General features: G+C 69.1%; 15 protein-coding genes. 9 read left to right on the top strand and 6 right to left on the bottom strand.

Features of this window, described 5'->3' with window-relative positions; all coding sequences use genetic code 11:
- The first annotated feature begins 109 nt into the window (after positions 1 to 109).
- The 6 genes from CBM2588_RS19605 (at position 110) to CBM2588_RS19630 (ending at position 7,325) form a co-directional block, all read left to right on the top strand.
- Positions 110 to 361 carry an acyl carrier protein gene (locus CBM2588_RS19605; protein ID WP_012354876.1) on the top strand — a complete coding sequence of 84 codons (252 nt, stop codon included), beginning with the start codon at positions 110 to 112 and terminating at the stop codon, positions 359 to 361.
- The gene (locus CBM2588_RS19610; protein ID WP_115682076.1) at positions 358 to 1,557 is read left to right on the top strand and encodes an acyl-CoA dehydrogenase family protein; all 1,200 of its coding nucleotides are present in this window, start codon (positions 358 to 360) and stop codon (positions 1,555 to 1,557) included. Before CBM2588_RS19605 ends, CBM2588_RS19610 begins: the two co-directional genes overlap by 4 nt.
- Before the next feature lie 10 nt (positions 1,558 to 1,567).
- Positions 1,568 to 2,569 (top strand): amino acid--[acyl-carrier-protein] ligase, encoded by a 1,002-nt coding sequence (locus CBM2588_RS19615; protein WP_115682077.1) that lies wholly within the window; start codon positions 1,568 to 1,570, stop codon positions 2,567 to 2,569.
- Positions 2,570 to 3,550: a DUF1839 family protein gene (locus CBM2588_RS19620; RefSeq protein ID WP_111520823.1), complete on the top strand. Its 981-nt coding sequence runs from the start codon at positions 2,570 to 2,572 to the stop codon at positions 3,548 to 3,550. It abuts the gene before it with no gap.
- A gap of 44 nt (positions 3,551 to 3,594) precedes the next feature.
- Positions 3,595 to 6,168: a glycoside hydrolase family 2 protein gene (locus CBM2588_RS19625; protein WP_172583697.1), complete on the top strand. Its 2,574-nt coding sequence runs from the start codon at positions 3,595 to 3,597 to the stop codon at positions 6,166 to 6,168.
- Between the two features lie 434 nt (positions 6,169 to 6,602).
- Entirely contained in the window at positions 6,603 to 7,325 is a 723-nt protein-coding gene (locus CBM2588_RS19630; protein ID WP_012354880.1) for a Crp/Fnr family transcriptional regulator, read from the top strand.
- 58 nt (positions 7,326 to 7,383) lie between these two features.
- Here CBM2588_RS19630 and CBM2588_RS19635 read toward each other — a convergent pair whose 3' ends face one another.
- Positions 7,384 to 8,436, bottom strand: coding sequence for a DUF1839 family protein (locus CBM2588_RS19635; RefSeq protein ID WP_231942214.1), 1,053 nt, complete (start codon positions 8,434 to 8,436; stop codon positions 7,384 to 7,386).
- A gap of 404 nt (positions 8,437 to 8,840) precedes the next feature.
- Between CBM2588_RS19635 and CBM2588_RS19640 the strand changes: the two genes are divergently transcribed.
- The 3 genes from CBM2588_RS19640 to CBM2588_RS19650 all read left to right on the top strand — a co-directional run bounded on the left by CBM2588_RS19640 (position 8,841) and on the right by CBM2588_RS19650 (position 14,801).
- Positions 8,841 to 10,415 carry a mannose-1-phosphate guanylyltransferase/mannose-6-phosphate isomerase gene (locus CBM2588_RS19640; protein WP_439897453.1) on the top strand — a complete coding sequence of 525 codons (1,575 nt, stop codon included), beginning with the start codon at positions 8,841 to 8,843 and terminating at the stop codon, positions 10,413 to 10,415.
- A 113-nt stretch (positions 10,416 to 10,528) separates the two neighbouring features.
- Positions 10,529 to 12,868, top strand: coding sequence for a polysaccharide biosynthesis tyrosine autokinase (locus CBM2588_RS19645; RefSeq protein WP_115682080.1), 2,340 nt, complete (start codon positions 10,529 to 10,531; stop codon positions 12,866 to 12,868).
- Between the two features lie 109 nt (positions 12,869 to 12,977).
- Positions 12,978 to 14,801 carry an alpha/beta hydrolase gene (locus CBM2588_RS19650; protein WP_172583636.1) on the top strand — a complete coding sequence of 608 codons (1,824 nt, stop codon included), beginning with the start codon at positions 12,978 to 12,980 and terminating at the stop codon, positions 14,799 to 14,801.
- 229 nt (positions 14,802 to 15,030) lie between these two features.
- Here the strand turns inward: CBM2588_RS19650 and CBM2588_RS19655 are convergent, their stop codons facing one another.
- The 5 genes from CBM2588_RS19655 to CBM2588_RS19675 form a co-directional block, all read right to left on the bottom strand.
- Positions 15,031 to 16,290 (bottom strand): IS256-like element ISRta2 family transposase, encoded by a 1,260-nt coding sequence (locus CBM2588_RS19655; protein WP_115682082.1) that lies wholly within the window; start codon positions 16,288 to 16,290, stop codon positions 15,031 to 15,033.
- Positions 16,291 to 17,116: 826 nt separating this feature from the next.
- On the bottom strand, positions 17,117 to 19,366 hold the full coding sequence (locus CBM2588_RS19660; RefSeq protein ID WP_115682083.1) for a polysaccharide biosynthesis tyrosine autokinase: 2,250 nt from the start codon (positions 19,364 to 19,366) through the stop codon (positions 17,117 to 17,119).
- The gene (locus CBM2588_RS19665) at positions 19,363 to 19,827 is read right to left on the bottom strand and encodes an arsenate reductase/protein-tyrosine-phosphatase family protein (RefSeq protein WP_231942215.1); all 465 of its coding nucleotides are present in this window, start codon (positions 19,825 to 19,827) and stop codon (positions 19,363 to 19,365) included. The genes CBM2588_RS19660 and CBM2588_RS19665 overlap by 4 nt, the downstream gene beginning before the upstream one ends.
- 42 nt (positions 19,828 to 19,869) lie before the next feature.
- The gene (locus CBM2588_RS19670; RefSeq protein WP_172583637.1) at positions 19,870 to 21,042 is read right to left on the bottom strand and encodes a polysaccharide biosynthesis/export family protein; all 1,173 of its coding nucleotides are present in this window, start codon (positions 21,040 to 21,042) and stop codon (positions 19,870 to 19,872) included.
- A gap of 176 nt (positions 21,043 to 21,218) precedes the next feature.
- Positions 21,219 to 21,773 carry a putative colanic acid biosynthesis acetyltransferase gene (locus tag CBM2588_RS19675; RefSeq protein ID WP_115682085.1) on the bottom strand — a complete coding sequence of 185 codons (555 nt, stop codon included), beginning with the start codon at positions 21,771 to 21,773 and terminating at the stop codon, positions 21,219 to 21,221.
- Positions 21,774 to 21,981 lie beyond the last annotated feature (208 nt).

Genomic DNA, 21,981 nt, shown 5'->3' on the forward strand with positions numbered 1-21,981 from the left:
GGGCAGCTGCGGCGGTGCCGGGGGGCGCATGGATTGGTGCGCAAACGTACCGAAGCCGCAGCCGGTTAAGCGTGCAATAGGCCGCACTCATAAAAACCGGAGGTGTTCCATGAAAGCAACCATCCGCAGCATCCTGGGCGAAGTTGCCCGGCTCGATGTGCCGCTCGCCGACCTGGCAGACAGCGATGACCTGTATGCCGCCGGCCTGTCGTCGCTGGCCACCGTGCACGTGATGCTCGCGCTCGAGAACGCTTTCGACATCGAGATCCCGGACCAGATGCTGACGCGCCAGCTGTTCCGCAGCATCGATTCCCTGGCCGCCGCGGTCGAGCAGATCCGGCAGCAGCAGGAGGCCGCATGATCCCCGTGGCCAGGGTGGCACTGGCGCATTCCAGCGCGGGCGCCGTGCGCGCGCGCGCCGACGCGCTGCTCGCCGCCGCCGAGGCCGCTGCCGCGGTTGCGCAGGCGCACGCCGACGCCGTCGACCGCGACGCACGCTTTCCGCAGGAAGCCTTAGAAAGCCTGCGCGAGCACGGCCTGATCGGTGCCATGGTGCCGGCCGCCCAGGGCGGTGCCGGCGCCTCGCTGGCGACGGTGGCGGCGATCTGCCGCGTGCTCGGCGCGGCGTGCGCGTCGACCGGGATGATCTACGCCATGCACCAGATCCAGGTGGCCTGCGTGCTCGAACACGGCACCGCCAGCCCCTGGCACCAGGGCCTGCTCGCGCGCATTGCCGCCGAGCAGCTGCTGCTGGCTTCGGCCACGTCCGAGGAAGCCATCGGCGGCGCACTGCGCAGCAGCGGCTGCGCGCTCAACGTCGACGGCGAACGCTTTCACCTGCTCAAGATGGCGCCGACGATTTCGTATGGCGCGCATGCCGACGGCATCCTGATCACCTCGCGCCGCCATGCCGACGCCGGGCCCTCGGACCAGGTGCTGGTGTGCGCGCTCAAGCCGGACTACACGCTGCAGAGCCTGAACACGTGGGACACGCTGGGCATGCGCGGCACCTGCAGCAACGGCTTCCGGCTCGAGGCCAGTGGCGCAATGGCGCAGGTGCTGCCGGTGCCGTTCGGCGAGATCGCCGACGCCACCATGACACCGGTGTCGCACATCCTGTGGAGTGCGCTGTGGCTCGGCATCTGCAGCGATGCGGTGGCGCGCGCCAAGACCTACTTCCAGGGGCAGGCACGCGCGCGGCCAGGCGCGCTGCCGCCGTCGGCGGCGCGCGTGGCCGAAGCGGTCAGCCTGCTGCAGCTGATCGAAGGACGGCTGGAGCTGGCGCTGGAGCAACAGCGTCGGCGCCATGCCGAGCCGCCGGTGGCGAGCGCGTTCGCGCTGGCCGCGGGCATGAACGGGCTCAAGACCGCGGTGTCCATGCTGGCGCTGGAGGCGGTGCAGCAGGCCATGCTGGTGTGCGGCATGGCGGGGTACAAGCACGGCACGCCGTTCAGCCTGGGCCGCCACTTGCGCGATCTGTGGTCGGCGCCGCTGATGATCAACAACGATCGCATCCTGACCAACACGGCCAATCTGTTGCTGGCCGATCGTTCCTGAGGGAGATCGCATGGACCTCCATACCCTGACCGACGGCACCGCCCAGGGTGGCGCCGCGGCCGAGCCCGGCCCCGCCACGCGGCACGGCAAGCCGGCGCCGCACGCATCGGGCCCCACGTTCCTCGAGCAGCTGGTGGCCGAGGGCCTGATGATTCCGACCGGCGTGCCCGGTCTGTATGGCCGCAACACCACCTTCGAATCGATCTGCGAAGGCATGAACAACGTCATGACGCACCTGGGCCAAGGCCTGGGCGCGGAAACGCTGCACTTCCCGCCGGCCATGGGCCAGGCGGATTTCGAAACCAGCGGCTACATGAAGAGCTTTCCGCAGCTGGCGGGCACCATCCACAGCTTCTGCGGCGACGACAAGGGCCACCGCCGCCTGCTCGCGCGTCTGGAGGACAAGGACGACTGGACCGACCAGCAGCAGCCGACCGGCGTGGTGCTGACCCCGGCGGCGTGCTATCCAGTCTACCCGGTGATCGCGCGGCGCGGCCTGCTGCCCGAGGACGGCAAGGTGGTCGACGTAATGTCCTACTGCTTCCGCCATGAGTCCTCGCTCGAGCCGACGCGCATGCAGCTGTTCCGTCAGCGCGAATATGTCTGCCTGGGAACCCCGCAGCGCATCGCCGCGTTCCGCGAGCAATGGCTCGAGCGCGTGCCCGAGCTGGCCACGGCGCTGCAGCTGCCGGTGGAGATCGACGTCGCCAACGATCCGTTCTTCGGGCGCGGCGGCAAGCTCGTCGCCGAAAGCCAGCGCGAGCTCAGGCTCAAGTTCGAGCTGCTGATCCCCATCAACGACGGCGCGCCGCCCTCGGCGTGCATGAGCTTCAACTACCACATGGACCACTTCGGCCATATGTGGGACCTGCGCAGCGCGGACGGCGCCACTGCGCACACGGGCTGTGTCGGCATCGGCGTCGAGCGCATGGCGCTGGCGCTGCTGCGCCACCACGGGCTGGATCCGGCACGCTGGCCCAAAACCGTCCGCGACACGCTGTGGGGGGGGTAAATGTACGGCGACGGCAGGGCCAGGGTTCGCGCAGGCCGCTCCACCTGGCATGGCGGCAATCCGGTCTGGTCTCATGCGAACCAGCAGATCGACCTGTGGGTCGAGCTGCTGCAGGGCTGGGACCTGGAACCCATTGCCGCGCTGCCGTTCACCGTGGCGCAGGATTTCGAAGGCGACCAGTTCACGCTCTCGGCCTTCCCCGCCAACGACCTCGAGCGCCTGTACGGCATCGTCACGCACGAGCTGTCGATGTATGACCGGCTCGAGGCGCACGTGGCCACCCAGACCGCGCGCGGCAACGTGGTGCTGCTCGAAGTCGACAGCTACCAGTTGCCGCAGCCGGCCGGCACCTACCGCCGCCAGCATATGCGCTCGTGCATCGGCATCGACGTGCTGGTGCCCGAGGCGGCCGCCGTCGGCTATTTCCATGGCGACGGCTACCACACCGCCAGCGGCGAGGACTATGCCGCCATCTTCCGCCCGGCGACCGTGGGCTATGGCGAGGTGGCCGCGTTTCCGCATGCGTCGGTGGCGCGGCGGCGCTTTGCCGCGCTGACCGATGCCGCGCTGATGCGGACCTCGCTGGAGCTGCTGCGCCATCACCTGTCGCGCCGCCCGCAGCACAACCCGATCAGCGTGTTCCGCATGGCGTTCCCGGGGCATCTCGAACACCTGATGGCGCGCGGCGAGCCCAACTTCCAGGTTTATGCGGCCAGCGTGCTGCGCCAGCTGGGCGTCAATTTCGAGCTGCTCGGCCGCTACCTGCGCTGGCTCGTGCTGCACGGGCACTCGCTGCCCGATTGCATCGGCGAGGCCTGCTACACCATGGCCTCCGAAGCCATGGTGATGCAGTTCCGGCTGATGCGCGCGGTGATCAGCCGCAAGTCCGACCCCTGCCAGGACTGCCTGGACCAGCTCGAGCAGGCCTACCAGGGCACGGTGCCGGCGCTGGCCTCGCACTTCGGCGCGAGCGTGGCATGAGCGCGCGCGACCCGGCGGCACTGGCGCCAGGCCAGGCCGCGGGAATGCCCGGTGCCAACGCCGCCGCCCCATCCCTTGCCGCCGCCTCGACCGACCTGGCGCTGGCTCCCGGCGTGGCCGTGGGCCCGTGCGCCCTCGCCGGCGAATGGTGCTGGCTGGAAACGCTCGCGGGCGCGGCACGGGCGCCGGCCGACCTGTCGCCCGATGCGCCATGGCTGCCCGCGCCCGTGCCAGGCACCGTGGCCGCAGCCATGCGGGCGGCGGGCCGCTGGGACGACAGCGCGCCGCCGCCGCTGCACCGGCACGACTACTGGTACCGCGTGCGCTTTGCCGGCAGCGGCGTGCGCATGCTGCGCTGCAATGGCCTGGCGACGCTGGCCGAGGTGTGGCTCAACGGGGTGCTGGTGCTGACCACGCGCCATATGTTCGCCGCCCACCAGGTGGCGGTGCAGCTGGCCGGCGACAACACCCTGCACCTGTGCTTTCGCGCCTTGCACCCGTGGCTGCGCACGCAGCGCGGCCGGGCCCGCTGGAAGCCGCGCATGATCGTGCCGCCGACGCTGCGCGCGGTCCGCACCACGCTGCTGGGCCATATGCCGGGCTGGTGTCCGCCGGTCCATGCGGTCGGTCCGTGGCGCAGCATCGAACTGCTCGATCCGGCCAGCGCCGATCCGCTGCACGGCGTGCGCGCCGAGGTCAGCACGCAACTGGACGGCCCCGACGGCATCATCGCGCTGGCGCTGCATTTCCCGGGGCCCGCGCCGGCGCAGGCGCGCTGGCTGGCAGCGCATGGCGACAATGAAACCTGGGGCAGCCTGGCGCGCACGTCGGAGCAGGTGCTGGCCGGCACGCTGCGCGTGCCGCACGCGCGCCTGTGGTGGCCGCATACGCATGGCGAGCCCGCACTGTACCGGGTCGAGGCCCGCCTCGGCACACGGGCGCTGCAATGCGCGCAAGTGGGCTTTCGCACCGTCGAGCAAGACCGCGACGCCGAGCCCGGCGCCTTTGCGCTGCGCGTCAACGGCGAGCGCATCTTCTGCCGCGGCGCCTGCGTGTCCAGCCATGACCTGCCCGGACTGGCCGACAGCGACGAGGCCGTGGGCCGCTGGCTGCGGCTGGCGCGCGACGCGGGCATGAACATGGTGCGGGTCAGCGGCGTCACCTGCTACCCCGGCGAAGCCTTCTACCGCGGCTGCGACGCGCTGGGCCTGCTGGTGTGGCAGGACTTCATGTTCGCCAATTTCGACTACGGCGCGGACGGGCAAGCGTCGCGGGGCCTGATGGACGATGCCGCGCGCGAAGTCGGCCAGTGGCTGCAATCGACGCGCGCGCATCCGGCCATCGCGGTGCTGTGCGGCGGCAGCGAAGCCGAGCAGCAGGCGGCCATGCTGGGCACGCCGCGCGGCGACTGGCGCCAGCCGCTGTTCGACGAGCTGATCCCCGGCCTGGTGGCGCGGCACCGCGCCGACGTGGTCTATGTGCGCAACTCGCCCAGCGCAGGCGCGTGGCCGTTCCAGCCCGACACCGGCGTCACCCATTACTACGGCGTCGGTGCCTACCAGCGCCCGCTGGCGGATGCGCGCCTGGCCAATGTGCGCTTTGCTTCCGAATGCCTGGCCTTTGCCAACGTGCCGTGCGCGCGCACGCTGCGCGAATACGGCCTGACCCAGCCGCTGCACGATCCGCGCTGGAAGGCGCGGGTGCCGCGCGATGCCGGCACGGCGTGGGATTTCGAGGATATCCGCGACTTCTACCTGCGCGCGCTGTACCAGGTCGATCCGCCGCGCCTGCGCTATGAACGCCCGGCGCGCTACCTGGCGCTGTCACGCGCGGTGGTGGCCGAGCTTATGACCGAGGTCTTCAGCGAGTGGCGCCGCGTGGGCTCGACCTGCGCCGGCGGGCTGGTGTGGCTGTTGCAGGATCTGCTGCCCGGGGCGGGCTGGGGCATCGTCGACGCGTGCGGGCGCCCCAAGTCGCCTTGGCATGCCTTGCGCGCGGTGTGGCAGCCGCTGCAGGTGCTGCTGACCGACGAGGGCCTGAACGGCCTGCATGTGCATGTCATCAATGAAACCGCGCAGCCGCGCACGGTGCGTCTGACGCTGCGCTGCCTGCGCGACGGCGAGGTGGTGGCGGCGCAGGCCCAGCAGGTGCTGACGCTGCATCCGCGCGAATCGTGCCGGATCGCGGCGGCGGCGATGCTCGACCGGTTCTTCGATTTCACCTACGCCTACCGATTCGGGCCGCCCGCTCACGACGTGGTGCTGGCCACGCTGCATGCCGATGACGACAGCACCGGCACGCCGCTGAGCCAGGCGGTCTACCTGCCTGACCGCAGCGCCGCCGCGCTGCCGGCGCCCGAGCTGCATGGCAGCGTCGAATGCGTGCAGGGCCAGTGGTGGCTGCACGTGGCCACGCGCCGCTTTGCGCGCTGGGTGCATATCGAGGATCACGCCTTCCTGCCGGACCAGGACTGGTTCCACCTTGGCCCCGGTGAAACGAGGCTCATCCGCCTGATGCATGAGAGCGGCGCGGCCACGGCGGCCGGCGCCATCCCTTCGGGCGAGATCTACGCCATCAACGCCGACCGGCCCGCCAGCTACGACGCACCGTCCGCATAGGGCGTACAGGCCCCACCAGCCCCCACCGCCGACCGGTTCCTCCGTTGTCATGACTAGCCTGGCAGCGTGTCGCCGCCTGGCCGACGCCGGCATGCCGGCGCCCGGCTACTTGCATTCGCCGCCAGCCGCGGGCGCCACGCCGGCCTGCTACCAACCAACCAAAGGATGAACGAGTACCAACCGTCTGCCTACTGTCGCTTCAGTGCGCCATAGCACTTAATACAGTCAAACGACGAGGCAGGCACACAGCGCACCGCAGGGCTTGCGCGTCGGGACGGAAAGCGGATCGTGGCCGTCATCAGTCAGTCATATGCGGTGTCAACAAGTCGGTAAGCATCAGTCACGGGTGGAGCGGTACAGCCGGGCTTTGCACCACGCAGCCAGTGCGCGAGCGGCGGCCCAGTGCCGGTCCCGGGTCAACGGGGAGAATCAGCATGATCACGCAACGGTCGGACCTGCATGTCAATCATCTGCTCAATGCCCTGCCGCGGCAGGAATGGGAAACGCTGTCGCGCCACTTTGAACTGGTCCGGCTGCGTGCCGGCGAACTGCTGACTGACACCAGCCAGCGCATCGTGCATGTGTATTTCCCCACCACCTCGGTGGTGTCGCTGCTGTCGCTGCTCGAGGACGGCGCCACGGTCGAGTTCGCCGCGGTGGGCAATGAAGGCCTGGTCGGCATTCCGGTGGTGACGGGCGGCGATACCATGCCCAGCCGCGTCGAAGTGCGCAGCCCGGGCTTCGCCTACCGCATTCCCGCGCGCGCGCTGCGCGCCGAGCTGTCCTATCTGCCCACCCTGCAGCGCGTCACGCTGCTGTATGTGCAGGCGGTGCTGACGCAGATCGCGCAGACCGCGGCATGCAACCGCCACCATTCGCTGAACAAGCAACTGTGCCGCTGGCTGCTGCTGGCGCGCGACCGCATGAACTCCAACGAGCTGGTCATCACCCAGCAGGTCATCGCCAACATGCTGGGCGTGCGCCGCGAAGGCGTTACCGAAGCGGCCGGCAAGCTGGAAAACCTGGGGCTGATCCACCACAGCCGCGGCCATATCACCATCCTCGATCATTGCGGGCTCGAGAAGCATTCCTGCGAATGCTACAAGCTGGTCAAGCGCGAGTACGACCGCCTGCTGCCTGCGCTGGCACACGCCTGAAGCGCCACGGGCGCGCGGCCCGGCAGCGGCCGTGCGCCAGCGGCGCTTGCCGTTGGCGTCAGGCACGGGCCGGCTGTGCGGGATCGGTGGCGCCGAACGACGACAGCAGGCCGGCGATGACCGTTTCATAAGCGGACTCCATGGTGTCCAGGCACTCGCTGCAGCGGTCCGGACGGCCGCGCGCGGTGGCCCGGGCCAGGCGGAACTGCAGCACCTTGCTTTCCGCGGCGATGCCGTTGGCCGCCCGTGCGACGCGCGCAGGCACATCGTAACCATGCTCGCCGAACCAAGCGAGGCAGTGATGCAGCATCTCGAAGTTCGCCCCCAGCTGGCGCGGCAGGTTGAAGCCGTAGTGCTGGAAGTAGGCATCGCCGCGCGCCAGTATCACCGCGAGATGCTGGTCGAAGTCGGCGCGCCAGCGCGTGACCGGGTTCAGCGCGGGACGGCGGCCCAGGTGGTGGCGCATCAGTGCCGCGGCGGCATCTGCCGCGGCCGCACCCCGCAGCGGCGCGCGCACGCGCTTGGCGTATTCGGCGTACGGGAACAGGATGTTGCCGTCGCGCAGTTCGGGCGTCAGCCGCAGCAGGCCGCGATAGTCGTCGCCGGCGGCGGTGTGGTAGCCGAGGCTGTGGTAGTAGCACAGCCGCTGCGCCGCGGGGTCGATCCGGTCGATGGCAACGGTGGTCTTCACGTGCGCCTGGCGGTAGGCGGTGGCGCGCGTGTCGGGCAGGTAGTAGCTGTCCATCTCGACCAGCACCGCATGGCCGCGCCCGACCTGTTCGACCAGGTGGGCCTGGAGCGTGTCGTAGACCGCCATCTCCTGCACCACCGTGCCGTACAGCAGCTCGATGTCCGCCGGGGGGTACTTGAAGAAGGTGAAATGGTCGCCCTCGTAGTCCTGCGCCACGGTGAACGCCAGCGCCGCGCGCGGGTCGAGCCCCCAGCCGTACAGCAGCTCGATCCACAGGTCCATGTAGCAATTGCTCTCCTGCCAGACCGAGGCTTCATCGTGCAGCCGTCGCTGCACCGGCCTGGCCACGCGGCACGGCGACTGGCGCGTGTAGTGGTAGCCGCCGCGGTCGGTGGCCGTGGTCGCCGTGCTCGTTGCCATTGGCGCGATCGTCGCCGTCGTTGCCACCGCCCGCTCCATGTCGTTCCTCCGCAGTGCGCGCATGCCGCCGGGCCGCGATCGCAGGCGCTGCGCCTGCACGGCCCACTGTATTGCAACGCCGGCGGCCGTGGCTATCGGTGCGTTCTCCAACAGAGTGCGCGCGATCGCAAGCTAGTGCGGCACGCCTGCGCGCGGCCTGCCGCGGCGGCGCAAGTAGCGTGTGCGGAATCGAACAGATTGCGCCAGAGCGCCTGCCTAGACTGGCTGGCATCCCCGTCATGGCGGTCAGGGACCGCTGCCGGGCGTACCCGTTTCTGCGAGACCGCCGCGGTGGTTGCACAGGGCCGGGCCTCACGCGCGGGTAGCGCGGGAAACTTGGAACCGCCGACACGCCAGGAGGCATGATGCGAATTCGGACCCGGGAAGAGAACCAGACGCCGCCGCCGGTCAACGGCGAAATCCATGCAGCGCTGCAAGGGCTGGGCGACAGGGCGGCGCATTGCGCCGCGTTGCCGGTGGTGCAGCCCGTGATCCTCGCCGGCGGCGCCGGTACGCGCCTGTGGCCGCTGTCGCGCGAGCAGTTCCCGAAGCAGCTGCTGAACCTGATCGCCGAAGACACGCTGCTGGAAGCCACCGCCAACCGCCTCGCCGGCGTGGCCGCGCTCGCGGGCCGCCCCGACGGCATGGAAGCGGCGCAGATCGTGGTCTGCGGCGAAGAGCACCGCTTCATGATCACCGACATGATGAAGCGCGCCGGCAAGCCGGCGCGCGTGCTGTCCGAGCCGTGCGGGCGCAATACCGCGCCGGCGCTGACGGTGGCCGCGCTGCATGCGCTGGCGGCTGCGGGCGAGGGTGGCGATGCGGTGCTGGTGGTGACGCCGGCCGACCACAGCGTGGCCGACGTCGCGGCCTTCCGCGAGGCCATCGCCACGGCGATCCAGCATGCGGACCACGGTGCCATCGTCACGCTCGGCGTGAAGCCGGTGGCGCCCGAGACCGGCTTCGGCTACATCCGCGCGGCCGGCGGCGCCGACCAGGGCGCCTTCATGCTGGACCGCTTCGTCGAGAAGCCGCATCTGGAGCTGGCCAAGCACTATGTCGAGTCCGGCGAGTTCTGGTGGAACAGCGGCATCTTCGTGGTGCGCGCCTCGGTGTGGCTGCGCGCGGTGGCCGAGCTGCAGCCCGAGATGGCGCGTCAATGCCGCGCCGCCTACGCGGCAAGCGAACACGCCGCCTGCGCCGGCGAGGTGCTGTGCCTGGGCAAGGAAGCGTTCCACGCGTGCCCGTCCGACTCGATCGACTACGCCGTGATGGAGAAGCTCGAGACCCTGCCGGATATCGCCGGCATGCTGGTGCCGCTGGACGCCGGCTGGTCCGACGTCGGCTCATGGGCGGCGATCTGGGATATCGCACCCAAGGACGCCAGCGGCAATGCCGGGCGCGGACGCGTGCTGTTCGACGGCGCGAGCTCTTGCCTGGCGCATTCCGAAGGCCGCCTGATCGCGTGCGTCGGGGTGCAGGACGTGGTGGTGGTCGAAACCGCCGACGCGGTGCTGGTGGTGGACAAGGCCCACGTGCAGGACGTGAAGAACATCGTCCAGCGCATCCGCTCCGAGCATGGCAATGAAGTGGTGAACCATCGCAAGGTGCGCCGGCCCTGGGGCTGCTATGACTCGATCGACCGCGGCGACCGCTTCCAGGTCAAGCGCATCGTGGTCGAGCCCGGCGCCAGCCTGTCGCTGCAGATGCACTACCACCGCGCCGAGCACTGGGTGGTGGTGCGCGGCACCGCGCGCGTGACCTGCGGCGACAACATCAGCATTCTTTCGGAAAACCAGTCGACCTATATCCCCATCGGCACCCTGCACCGGCTCGAGAACCCGGGCAAGACGCCGCTGGAGATCATCGAGGTGCAGTCGGGCGCTTATCTGGGCGAAGACGACATCGTGAGGTTCGAAGACAACTACGGGCGCAAGTAAGGGGTCGGCGGCCAGTGCAGGCAAGCGGGCGCCGGCAGGCGCGCGGGGGCACGCACCGGCCGCTGCATGACGGGTGTGAGGCAGCGTTTGGCGGGAGAGATGTCGTGAGCAGAATGTCATTTGCCGGAGCCGTACCGGTACCCGACCAGGTGTCGCCGCGCAGCGGCGCGAACGCGCGCGTGCTGCTGGACCACGCAGGCTGGATCCTTGCCGCCGGGCTGACCGGCGCGGCCCTTGCCTGGCTGGCGTGGTTGTCCACCCCTGACATGTACCGTGCCAAATCGCTGGTGCAGCTGCAGACCCGCGACGCCGCCGGCCGCCTGGCCACGCCGCAGCTCGACCTGGGCATGCTGAAGAGCCGCGCCGTGGTCGGCCCGGTGGTCGAGCGCCTGCACCTGGACATCGAGATCCAGCCGCTGCGCGCGCCGCTGCTGGGCAGCCTGGTCAACCACTTTGCCGAGCCCGGCAAGCTGCGCGGGCCGTGGCCGGCGGAGCTGGGCTATGCGTGGGGCGGCGAGCGCGTGGCGGTGGAGCGCCTGAACGTGCCGGCGCGCCTGCTCAACGTGCCGCTGACGCTGGAGATCCTGCCCGACAACGGCTTCCGGCTGAGCGGGCCGGACGCGCAGCTCGAGGGCCGCGCCGGCCAGGTCGCCGAGGCCGGTGGCATCTCGGTTCTGGTGGGACGGATCGAGGCGCGCCCGGGCACGCGCTTCCTGGTCACAAGGCGCGACCTGACGCTGACCGTCGATGCGGTCACGCGCGAACTGCGCGTCGACAGCGAATCGAGCGAAGCCACCACGCTGCGCATCAGCTGGCAGAACCGCGACCCGGCCACCGCGGCCGCGCTCGTCAACGGCATTGCCGATTCCTATATCAAGGGCCAGGCCGAGCAGCGCCAGGACGACACCGCGGCGACGCTAGCCTTCCTGTCGGGCGAACTGCCGCGCGTGAAGGCCGAGCTCGAGCGCGCCGAGAGCGCGCTGACACGCTACCGCTCGCGCTCGGGCTCGCTGGCGCCGAGCCAGGACGTGCAGTCCTACCTGAACGGCAGCATGGAATACCAGCGCCAGATCGCGCTGCTGCGGCTGGAGCGCACCAAGCTGCTGCAGCGCTTCACCACCGAAGCCAACGAGGTCCGCACCGTCGACAGCCAGATCCTTCAGCTTACGCGCGAGCGCCAGGAGATGGATGCGCGCATGCAGAACCTGTCGGCGTCCGAGCGTGAATCCGTGGCGCTGACGCGCGACGTCAAGGTGGCCGAGGACATGTACATGACGCTGCGCAACAAGGTCGAGCAGCTGTCGCTGGCGCAGCTCGACCGCACCGGGCAGGTGCGCATCGTCGACAACGCGCTCACGCCCACCGTGCCGGTCGGGCTGGGGCCATGGACGCCGGCCGCGGGCGGCGGCGTGCTGGGCATGCTGCTGGCGGTCGGGGCGCTGACGCTGCGCCAGCGCGTGCGGCCCACCGTGGCCAGCGCCAATGACGCCGAGGACAAGCTCGGCATCACCATGCTGGGCGACATTGCCTTCAGCCGCGAACAGGCCGCGCTCGAGCGCATGGTGTCGGCCAAGGCTTTGCTGGGCGTGGCCGCGGGCTACGCCGCGCCGCCGTCGGCGCGCCTGGAGCGGCCGCGGCCGTCGAGCGCGGTGATCGACGTGTCAGACCTGGAGGATGACAGCGCCGAGCGGATGCTGCGGCTTGGCCTGCACGACCAGTTCCTGCTGGCGCGCAACGCGCCGCACTCGCTGGCGGTGGAAGGGCTGCGCAATATCCGCGCCGCGGTGCATTTCGCGCTGCGCAGCGCGCCCGACCATGTCATCGCCGTTACCAGCCCGGCCCCTGGCGCGGGCAAGACCTTTGCATCGGTCAACCTGGCCGTGCTGTTCGCGGAAGCCGGCCAGCGCGTGCTGCTGATCGATGCCGACCTGCGCCGCGGCCGCGTGGCGAGCTGGTTCGACCAGCCCGCCGAATCCGGGCTGGCCGAACTGCTGACCGGGCATGTGCCGCTGTCCGCCGCGGTGCGGCCGACGGTGGTCAACGGCCTGTCGATCCTGCCGGCGGGTTTGCCGCCGCCGAATCCTTCCGAACTGCTGATGCGCCCGGGCATGGCCGAAGCGCTGCGCCAGTGCGCGGCCCGCTTCGACCTGGTGCTGATCGACACGCCACCGGTGCTTGCGGTGGCCGACGCCAGCCTGGTCGCGAACCTGGCCGGTTCGACCCTGGTGGTGCTGCGTGCCGATACGACGCTGCCCGGCCAGGTCGATGAAACGCTCAAGCGTCTGCAACGGGCCGATGCGCGCCTGCTCGGCGGCATCCTCAACTGTGTGATTGCCAAGCGCAGCAACCGGGCCGAGTTCAACAGCGTGAATCCTTACCTTGGCATGCCGGCGACGGCACCGATTTCGCGCCGGATCGGGCAGGCGCTGCACCGCGAAGAGAAAAAAGAATAAGGGGGACGCGGAAGCGGGCAGCGCCGCCTGAGCGTACCCGTTTCTGCGTGCAAAGGCGGGTCTGGCTCCAGCCGCTCGGCGGCTGGCCATCCGCTCGCCAGGAGGCGACATGAGGCGGCTTATGTTTGAAGGCTGTGCCGGCTGGCTGCACGAGGCACAAGGAAAGACCGGGGTGGTACTGTGCGCCCCGCTGGGCCACGAGGCGATGTGGTCGCACCGGGCATGGCGGCATCTTGCCGACGATCTCGCCGCGGCCGGCATGCCGGTGCTGCGCTTTGATTATCCCTGCACCGGCGATTCCGCCGGCGCCTGCGAGGCCGCGCATTTCCTGGGCCGCGCCGCCTCGAGCATCGTCGCCGCGGCCGCGCAGCTGCGCGCGCTGGCCGGCGTGGAGCGCATCGTGCTGTGCGGGCTGCGCGCCGGCGCCAGCCTCGCGGTGCAGGCCGCCGAGGCGATGCGCTCGCATCCGGCATGGCAGGGCGGCGTTGCCGCGCTGGTGCTGCTCGCGCCCGTGGTCAACGGCCGCGCCTACTTGCGCGAGCTGCGCGCGCTGCATCTGAACTGGCTCAACAGCGTCGGGCCGACCGAGACGCCGCCACCGCCGCCGGCCGGCGCGCTCGACGTGCTGGCCTTCCGCTTCAGCGCCGACACCGTGCGCGACCTCGAGGCGCTGCGGCTCGACCGCGGCGCCAACTGCCCCGCGCCGCGCGTGCTGGTGCTCGACCCCTGGCCGGGCTCCGCCTCCGCGGCCGGCGCGCTGGCGCAGTACTACACCGATGGCGGCGCGAAGGTCGATGCGGCCGCGTTTCCCGACTACGCCGACATGATGCAATCGGCCGAGTTTGCCGGGGTGCCGGCGCAGACGTGGCGGCAGCTGGTGCAGTGGCTGGCGCCGACACCCGCAGCGGCCGCGCTGTCGGCCGCATTGCCGGCGGCGCGCCGGCACCTGCCCGGTGCTGCGTCGCTGCGCGTGGCGGTCGATGGCGTGGTCGAAGAGTCGGTCTGGCTCGGCGCGCGGCGCCAGTTCGGCATCCTCTGCCTGCCGCGCGACGAGGCGCCCGCGCCGGTCGCGGTGATCTTCCCGAATACCGGCGGCAACCACCATGTCGGCGATGGCCGCATGTTCGTCACGCTGTCGCGACGGCTGGCAAGACTGGGCGTGGTGTCGCTGCGGCTGGACGTGTCCGCGCTCGGCGACAGCCCACGCGCGCCACGCAGCATGAGCATTTCCAAGATCTACTCGCCGGGGCCGCGCGCGGACGTAAGCGCCGCGGTCGACTGGATGCGCGCGCGCGGCTTCCGTTGCATCGTGCTGGCGGGGGTTTGCTCCGGCGCGTTCCTGAGCCTGCACGCCGCGCTGGCCAACCCCGGCGTGAACGGCCTGGTGCTCGCCAACCTGGTGAAATTCCGCTGGGACCGCGCCGACGACCGGAGCGCGGGCAAGGGCGCACGCTCGTGGCAAGGCTGGCTCTCGGCCGCGCGCCGCGGCGGCAACTGGCAGCGGGTATTGCAGGGGCAGGTGCGGATCGCCCCGCTCGCCGCGGCCATGGCGCGCCATGCATACCGGCACGCCACCGAACGCGTGGCGTTCCGCTTGACGCGGCTGCGCGGAGGCGAAGACCTGGCCTCAGCCACGGCTTACGCACGGGCCGCGATGCGGAGCCTGAATGAGCGCGGGGTGCGGACGGACATGCTGTACGGGTCCGAGGACATGGGGCTCGATGAGGCTCAGCTGCGCTTTGGCAGGGATCTGGAAGCGCTGGCGGCGTTCACGCATATCACCGTGCATCGGCATGCGTGTATGGACCATGCGTTGTTTCTGGCGGAGGGGAGGCAGGTTTTTTGTGACCAGGTGGTCAAGCATGTGGTGGCGAGATTGGGGGCGATGGAGGCGGTGGGGGAGGGATTGTTGCGGGGGGTTAAGGTGTGTTGAGGGGGTTTTTGGTTGGGCGCTGTTGGTGACATGCTGTCGGCTGTTGAACCGCGTGGTTCCGCCCTGCTGGGCGGGTCACTTTTTGGCCGAGCGCCAAAACGTAACCAAAAAGCGCGTTTACTGCCCTGCGGGCGGCATGTCTTATCGTAGTGTGCCCGGGGCCTGTCAGTTTTTTTGTGTGCAGGGCAGGTAAGGCTCACCGCTAATTCGACGGTGAACCAGCATTATCTCAGCGATGCGGATGGATGAAGCGTTCCTCATAGAGGATCGCAAACTGGTTCATGGCAGCCTTCCAATCGTGCGTGGAACTGCCCCACTTACCGGTGATGTTGCGCAGGGCCAGCCACAGTAGCTTGGTTGCTGCCTCATCACTGGGAAAGTGCCCTCGCGTCTTGATGATCTTGCGCAGCTGCGCATTGATACTCTCGATCGAATTTGTTGTGTAGATGATCTTGCGGATCGCCGGCGGGAACGTAAAGAATGGGATCACTTGATCCCAGGCGCGATGCCAGGACGCGGCGATCGGCTTGTACTGCTGCCCCCATTTTCCTTGCTCGAAGGCCGCCAGCTCGGCCAGCGCTGCCTCCACGGTGGGCGCCGTGTACACGGGCTTAAGCGCCGCGGCTACCTCCCGGCGCTCCTTCCAGCTGACGTACTCCAGGCTGTTCCGGATCAGATGCACGATGCAGGTCTGCAGCGTCGTGTGCGGGAACACCGCGTTCAGGGCTTGCTCCATGCCCTTGAGCCCATCGGTTACCGCGATCAGAATGTCCTGCGTGCCGCGGGTCTTCAGGTCATTGAACACCTTCATCCAGAACTTGGCGCCTTCGGTGTTCTCGATCCACAGGCCCAGGATGTCGCGGGTGCCGTCCGGCAGCACGCCCAGCGCCAGGTAGACGGCCTTGTTGCGTACCACCCCATCCTCACGCATCTTGACCCGCAGCGCATCGAAGAACACCACCGGGTACATCACCTCCAGCGGGCGGGCCTGCCAGGCAGTGACCTCGTCCATCACGGCATCCGTCACCGAACTGATGAACTCGGGTGAGACTTCGGTGCCGTACTGCTCGGCCAGAAACGCCTGGATCTCGCGCACGGTCATGCCACGGGCGTACATGGCGATGATCTTGTCATCGAACCCGGTGAAGCGCCGTTCGTGCTTGGGGATCAGGATTGGCGCGAAGCTGCCGTCGCGGTCGCGCGGGATGTCCACCCGCAGCGGACCGTCCTCAGTCAGGACGGTCTTGGCGCTCTTGCCGTTGCGCTGGTTGGCCGTGCCGGCCGGGCGCTCGGCACCCGGCTGGTAGCCCAGATGATGACCGAGCTCAGCGCCCAGGGCGCGCTCGATCAGCGCCTTCTTGAACGCCATCGAGGCGTCCTGAACCGCCTCGGCGGTCATCGGACCCTTAACGAAATGGGCGATCAGGTCCTCGGGAATGGCCGGCAGTTCACGGTCTGCGGCTTGGCTGGTCTTCGTCTTGCGTGGCATACATGCTCCTTGGCGACATGTTATGCCCTAAATACAAAATTTATGACAGGCCCGTGTGCCCGGGGGTTTTCGTACGGGGCTGGGCTTCCTCGCATAGCGGGACTGCCTGCCGCAGGGTGCACCACGGTGGCGGGGGCGTTGAAGTGGTGATTGAACGAGCCCAGAGCGCGGAGTGGTCCCTGCTGCGGGCCTTACCGTAGGAACGCCTACGGCTGCGCTTCGCGCCGGCCCTATCGCGCGGCGTGGGCCCTGGCACTGGACGCATCGCTGCGCTCGCTTGGCCCATGCGGTGCGCGCACGTGATTCCGATTCCCGTGGTGTGTGTAGGCCAGCCGCCAACATCAACCCGGGACGCCTGCAGATGGATTACGCCGGTTGCACGTGGCTTACGGAATTCAGAATCCGACGGGCGTGGTCCCTGCAGCGCCGAGCGAGCGCAGCGACGCGTTCAGTGCCGGTGCCCAAGCTCCGCGATAGGGCCGGCGCGCAGCGCAGCCGAAGGCGTTCCTACGACAAAGCCAGCAGCAGGGACCACTCCGCGCTCTGGGCTCGTTCAACCATCATTCCAACGCCCCACCCACGGTGGTGCCCCCCGCGGCAGGCAGTCCAGCTATGTGAGGAAGCCCAGCCCCGTACGAAAACCCCCGGGCACACTACGATAAGACATGCCGCCCGCAGGGCAGTAAACGCGCTTTTTGGTTACGTTTTGGCGCTCGGCCAAAAAGTGACCCGCCCAGCAGGGCGGAACCACGCGGTTCAACAGCCGACAGCATGTCACCAACAGCGACCAGCCCAACAGGCCCCAACAACAACAACAACGACCACCTCATGCCCTCTTAGAACTAGCCCCCCCATACTGATTCATATACCGATACTTCCCAAAGTGATAATGCGCCCGATACCACCGCCCCTCCACCTTCAGGCCATTGAATATCACCCCCTTGATATCACTCCCCGCCTGCACGATCGCGCGCCGCGTGGCCTTGAGTTCTGATGCGGTACTGGCATCGGCCCGCGCCACCAGGAACACCGCCCCGGCCTTGGTCGCGAGCACGCCGGCGTCGGACGTTGCCAGCACCGGCGGCGTGTCGAGCAGCACCACGTCGTAGCGGTTCCTGAGCGTGGCCAGCAGCGTATCCATGCCGCGCGTCTGCAGCAGGTCGGCAGCCAGCGGCGGTTCCGAGCCGGTGGCGATGAAGTCGAGTCCCGGCACCACGTCGCGCTGCAGCACCTGCTCCAGCGGCGTGCCGGTCAGCAGCTCGGTCAGTCCCGGCACGCGCGGCTTGCCGAAATGGTGGTTGAGTCCGCCGCGGCGCAGGTCGGCGTCAACCAGCACCACGCGACGGCCGGCGGTGGCCAGCACCGTGGCGAAGTTGGCCGAGATGAAGGACTTGCCGACTTCGGGCGCCGGCCCGGTGATCACCACCACGTTGTTGCTGTCGCTGTTGAGCAGCGCGAACTGCAGCGAGGTGCGGAAGCTGCGCAGGCTTTCCACCGCCGGGTCGTCCGGCATGCGCCTGGCGAGCAGCTTGTCGATATCGCGCCCGCCGCGCAGGCGCGACTGCGCAGCGCTGTAGGGCACCGTCGCGTACACCGTCATGCCGGTCTCGCGCTCGATCTCGTCCGCGTCGGCGACGCCGCCATCGAACAGCCGGCGCAGCACCACCACCGCCGTGCCGGCCAGCAGGCCCAGCAGCACCGAGGCCGCGGCGATCAGCTTGCGGTTGGGCTTGACCGGGCGGATCGGCACCTCGGCCGGGTCCACCAGGCGCGCCGTGCCGATCTTGCTGGCCTTGACCAGCCTGAGCTGCTGCACGTCGTTCAGCAGCGACTGGTACATCTCGGTGCTGACCCGGACGTCGCGCATCAGCCGCAGCACGTTCTGCTCGATATCCGGCAGGCGCTGGATCTTGCCGCCGACGGTGCCGATCTCGGCGTTCACGTCGGCGATCTGCTTGTCCATGATCTCGATTGCCGGATGGTTGGGCGTGAAGCGCGCAATCAGTTCCTGGCGCCGCTGGCGCAGGTCCGCCAGCTTGGTCTGGGCAGCCACGGACTGCGCCAGCACCAGCCGCGATTCTTCGTTTAGGTCGATGGTGCCGCGCTGGTTGCGCATGGCGTTGTAGCGCGACTCGGCGCTTTCCAGCTGCTGCTTGAGCTGCGGCAGCTGCGCTTCCAGGAAGGCCAGCGACTTCTCGGCCTCGGCGGCCTTGCGGCGCAGGTTCTGCTCGACATACTCGTTGCCGATCTCGTTCAGGATGGCGGCGGTCTTTTCTGCCGAAGTCCCCTCCAGCGCCACGCCGATCACGCCGCTCTGCTTGCCGCGCTCGGTGATCATCAGCTGGCTCTGCAGGTCGGCAATGGCCACCGCGCGCGGCACGCGCGAGACATGGAACACCGCGCCGGGTCGGCCTTCGAGCTGGCTCAGCTCGATCGTGACCTTGCCGCTGCGGGTCGCCACCGTCAACGGCACGCCGACGCGGCCTTCGGCCACGGCATCGTCGCTGGCGAAGGCCAGCCGGTACTTGTCATTGCCCTGCGCGGTCACCGTGATCAGCCGGCGCTCCATCGCGGGCGGCACCTCCAGGCGCGATACCGCGATCGCTTCGCTGCCCCACGCATAGCCGCCCCGGCCGAACAGCCCCGGCTGCGACAGCTCGCGGTTAAAGCCGGCCACGGCCCCGCCGATCACCGGGAAATAGTATGGCGACGCGGATATGTCCAGTTGCAGCGCGTCGACCGCCTTGCCCACCACCATGCGCGAGCGCAGCAGCTCGATCTCGGTGGAAGGGGCGGGCCTGGCGTCGTATACCGGCGACACCGTGGCGGTGGGCTTGTTGGTATTGTTGACGTTGCCGGCGTTCTGGTCCTCTACCTGCACCAGGATGTCGGCGCGGTAGACCGGCTTGGACAGCAACGCGAACAGCAGGCCCACGGCCATCACCGCCGCGGCGACCGCGAGGAAGGTCCAGCGGTAACGGATCAGCACGTCGACATACGAAGTCAGGTCCGACGACTGCTCGTCGCCTTCGGGGGCCTGGGCCTCGTAGTCACGCAGGTTCTTGATGTTGCTCATGTTGCCTCCCCGTAGCGGGTTGCCTGTGCTTCGGATTGAATCTGTGCCGCCCATGCCTGCACGCCCTCGCGGATCAACCCCAGCACGATCAGGAACATCGCCTGCGAGCCGCCGTAGGGATCGGGAATATCCGCCTGCGCGGCCTCGCACAGCCGGAAGGTCTTGCCGCGCGCGCGCGGGTAGCGCTGCTCCAGCCATTCGCGCTGCTCGCTGTCCATCACCAGCACCAGGTCCGCGTCGTCGACCATGTCGTCATCGAGTTCGCGCGCGCGGTGCGCGGCCAGGTCCAGCCCGTCCTTGGCCAGCAGCCGGATCACGCGCGGATCGGCGCCGGCGCCGACTGGCGGCGCCAGCCCCGCGGAACCGATGCGGCAGTCGGGCAAGGCCTGGCGCAGCAGGTCGGCGGCCATCGGACTGCGGCAGCGGTTGCCCAGGCACACCACCAGGATCGAGCGAATCATCGCGGCTTCATCGGAAATCAGGGTCGGCGCCGGCAGCATGGCTCAAGGTCGGGTAGCGAGACTGTTGACGCCCACCAGCGGGCTCACCACCAGGGTCATGACGCGGCTCCACCGCACCACTTCGCGGGCATCCACGTAGACCACGTCCTTGGGCTCCAGCTCGAAGCCTTCGGCAATCGCCAGCGCCACTGGCGAGGTGCCGTCGAGGTGGAACACCTTCGGCGCATCGCTGGCGGTCTTGCGGATCACGTAGATCTGCTCGGCGTTGGCGGAGTTGGGGTTCACGCCGCCGGCGTCGCCGAGCGCCTCGTTCAGCGTCATGCGCCCGTTGCGCATCAGCAGCGAGGTCGGCCTGACCACTTCCCCGGTGACGAAGACCTTGCTGTCTTCGCGCTGCTCGACGCGCACGATGTCGCCCGAGCGCAGCAGGATGCGTGACGGGTCGACGCCTCTGGCCAGCAGCGCGGGGATGTTCACGTACCAGCTGCGCTCGCCGCGGGTCACGCGCACGCGGCTGTTGTCGCCGGTGTTGTTGAGCACGCCGCCGGCGCGGTTGAGCGCCTCGACCAGCGTCATCGGCGCGTCGTCGATGGCGAGCATGCCGGGGGTGCGCACTTCGCCGTCGACATAGACGCGCTGGCTGCGGAAGCCCAGCACGCGCACCGTCATCTGCGGATTGCGCACCACGCGCGAGAGCACGCGCGCCATTTCGTCGCGCACCTGGTTGGCGGTCTTGCCGGAGACCTTCATCACGCCGGCATACGGGAACTGGATGTCGCCATTGGGGCTGACCACATAACCGGGCATGTTGGAGCCGCCGGTGGACGCGGGGACCTCGAAGCCCGCGCCGATGCTGTAGGTCTGCGTCGGGAACACCAGTTCCGGGTGGTCCCACACCACCACCGAGATGATGTCGCCGGGGCCGATCACATAGGGCTTGGGCGTGGCGAACAGTTCTTCGACGCGGTCATTGGTGGGCTTGCTCTTGGCGCGCAGGTCGCGCACCAGGTCCATGGTGATGGGGGTGATGTCCGGCTTGGCGTCCGGGCCGACGGCGTCGACGTTCGCGGTCGGGCTGAAGTGCATCCCCGGCGACGCGGCGCAGCCGCCCAGCAGCAGGACGGCGCCGAGCGCGCACAGGCCTGGCAGCGAGCGCCGGCGCGAGCGGCGAGTGCGATCGGTAGGGCAAGCGGTGCGGCATTGACTGGTTTCCACGACATTGCTCCTGCGTATTTGGCTGGGCCGGCGCCGGGACGGCAGGCCCCTGATGCTCCCAGCCTAGGGCGGCGGGTAGCGTGAATCGGTGCGCTCTCGCACACTGCCATGGGCGCCTTGGGTGGCCTGCCGCGCACTGGTCGAATGCGCCGCGGGCATGTTGTCCGACGCCTGGCTCATGGCTGCGGACGGCGCTGGCCGATGGGCCGCGCGGGCGTTCCGCCATACACCGTCCACGCCTCGCGCAGCGGTTTGGTGACCACCGTGCGCGGCGCAATCACCGCGCCTTCGGGCAAGGTCACGCCTGGCGAGATGAACGCTTCGGCGCACACCCACACATGGCGTTCCAGCGTGATCGGCGACGCAATCAGCTGGAAGGTTTCGCTGTTGTAATCGTGCGAGCCCGTGCACAGGTGCGAGCCTTGTGACACGATGGCGTAGTCGCCGAGCGTGATCGGACTGATGTTGTAGAGGGTCACGCCGTCGGCGACGGCGGTGTGCTCGCCCATCACCAGGTTCCACGGCGCCCAGACCCGTGCCGCGGGGTAGACTCGCGCATCGCGGCCGAGGCGGGCGCCGAACAGCCGCAGCAGTGCGGCGCGCCAGGCATGCATCGGGCGCAGGCTGGGGCGGAACAGCCACAGCCATACCCAGTTCCATAGCTGCCGACGCACGCGGTTGGACAGCGAAAACGACGGGCCGGAGGTGCGGTGGGTGTGCTGAATGATCATACGGAGCGTTTCCGGGACGGCGGACATTGCGGCGATGCTCGCGCGAAGCCGTGCCGGGTATCGGTGCGCCGCGCCACAGAAGCCGGGCGAGAAGCTCCGCTACTTGCCGCGGCCGCCATCACGCTCCACACAGGTGCGCCAGCGCACGGAGCGGCACCCGGTGCTGGCGCATGCTGCAGGCAGGACGCCGTGTGCACAGATCTGCTTG

Origin of the sequence: Cupriavidus taiwanensis (assembly GCF_900250075.1) — a bacterium.
GTDB lineage: Bacteria > Pseudomonadota > Gammaproteobacteria > Burkholderiales > Burkholderiaceae > Cupriavidus > Cupriavidus taiwanensis_C.

Bases quoted from the DNA above. Each gene is read 5' to 3' on its own strand.
- CBM2588_RS19650 (WP_172583636.1), top strand. From the start codon at position 12,978: ATGAGGCGGCTTATGTTTGAAGGCTGTGCCGGCTGGCTGCACGAGGCA.
- CBM2588_RS19620 (WP_111520823.1), top strand. From the start codon at position 2,570: ATGTACGGCGACGGCAGGGCCAGGGTTCGCGCAGGCCGCTCCACCTGG.
- CBM2588_RS19645 (WP_115682080.1), top strand. From the start codon at position 10,529: ATGTCATTTGCCGGAGCCGTACCGGTACCCGACCAGGTGTCGCCGCGC.
- CBM2588_RS19640 (WP_439897453.1), top strand. From the start codon at position 8,841: ATGCGAATTCGGACCCGGGAAGAGAACCAGACGCCGCCGCCGGTCAAC.
- CBM2588_RS19655 (WP_115682082.1), bottom strand. From the start codon at position 16,290: ATGCCACGCAAGACGAAGACCAGCCAAGCCGCAGACCGTGAACTGCCG.
- CBM2588_RS19615 (WP_115682077.1), top strand. From the start codon at position 1,568: ATGGACCTCCATACCCTGACCGACGGCACCGCCCAGGGTGGCGCCGCG.
- CBM2588_RS19605 (WP_012354876.1), top strand. From the start codon at position 110: ATGAAAGCAACCATCCGCAGCATCCTGGGCGAAGTTGCCCGGCTCGAT.
- CBM2588_RS19635 (WP_231942214.1), bottom strand. From the start codon at position 8,436: ATGGCAACGAGCACGGCGACCACGGCCACCGACCGCGGCGGCTACCAC.
- CBM2588_RS19610 (WP_115682076.1), top strand. From the start codon at position 358: ATGATCCCCGTGGCCAGGGTGGCACTGGCGCATTCCAGCGCGGGCGCC.
- CBM2588_RS19630 (WP_012354880.1), top strand. From the start codon at position 6,603: ATGATCACGCAACGGTCGGACCTGCATGTCAATCATCTGCTCAATGCC.
- CBM2588_RS19660 (WP_115682083.1), bottom strand. From the start codon at position 19,366: ATGAGCAACATCAAGAACCTGCGTGACTACGAGGCCCAGGCCCCCGAA.
- CBM2588_RS19675 (WP_115682085.1), bottom strand. From the start codon at position 21,773: ATGATCATTCAGCACACCCACCGCACCTCCGGCCCGTCGTTTTCGCTG.
- CBM2588_RS19625 (WP_172583697.1), top strand. From the start codon at position 3,595: ATGCCCGGTGCCAACGCCGCCGCCCCATCCCTTGCCGCCGCCTCGACC.
- CBM2588_RS19665 (WP_231942215.1), bottom strand. From the start codon at position 19,827: ATGATTCGCTCGATCCTGGTGGTGTGCCTGGGCAACCGCTGCCGCAGT.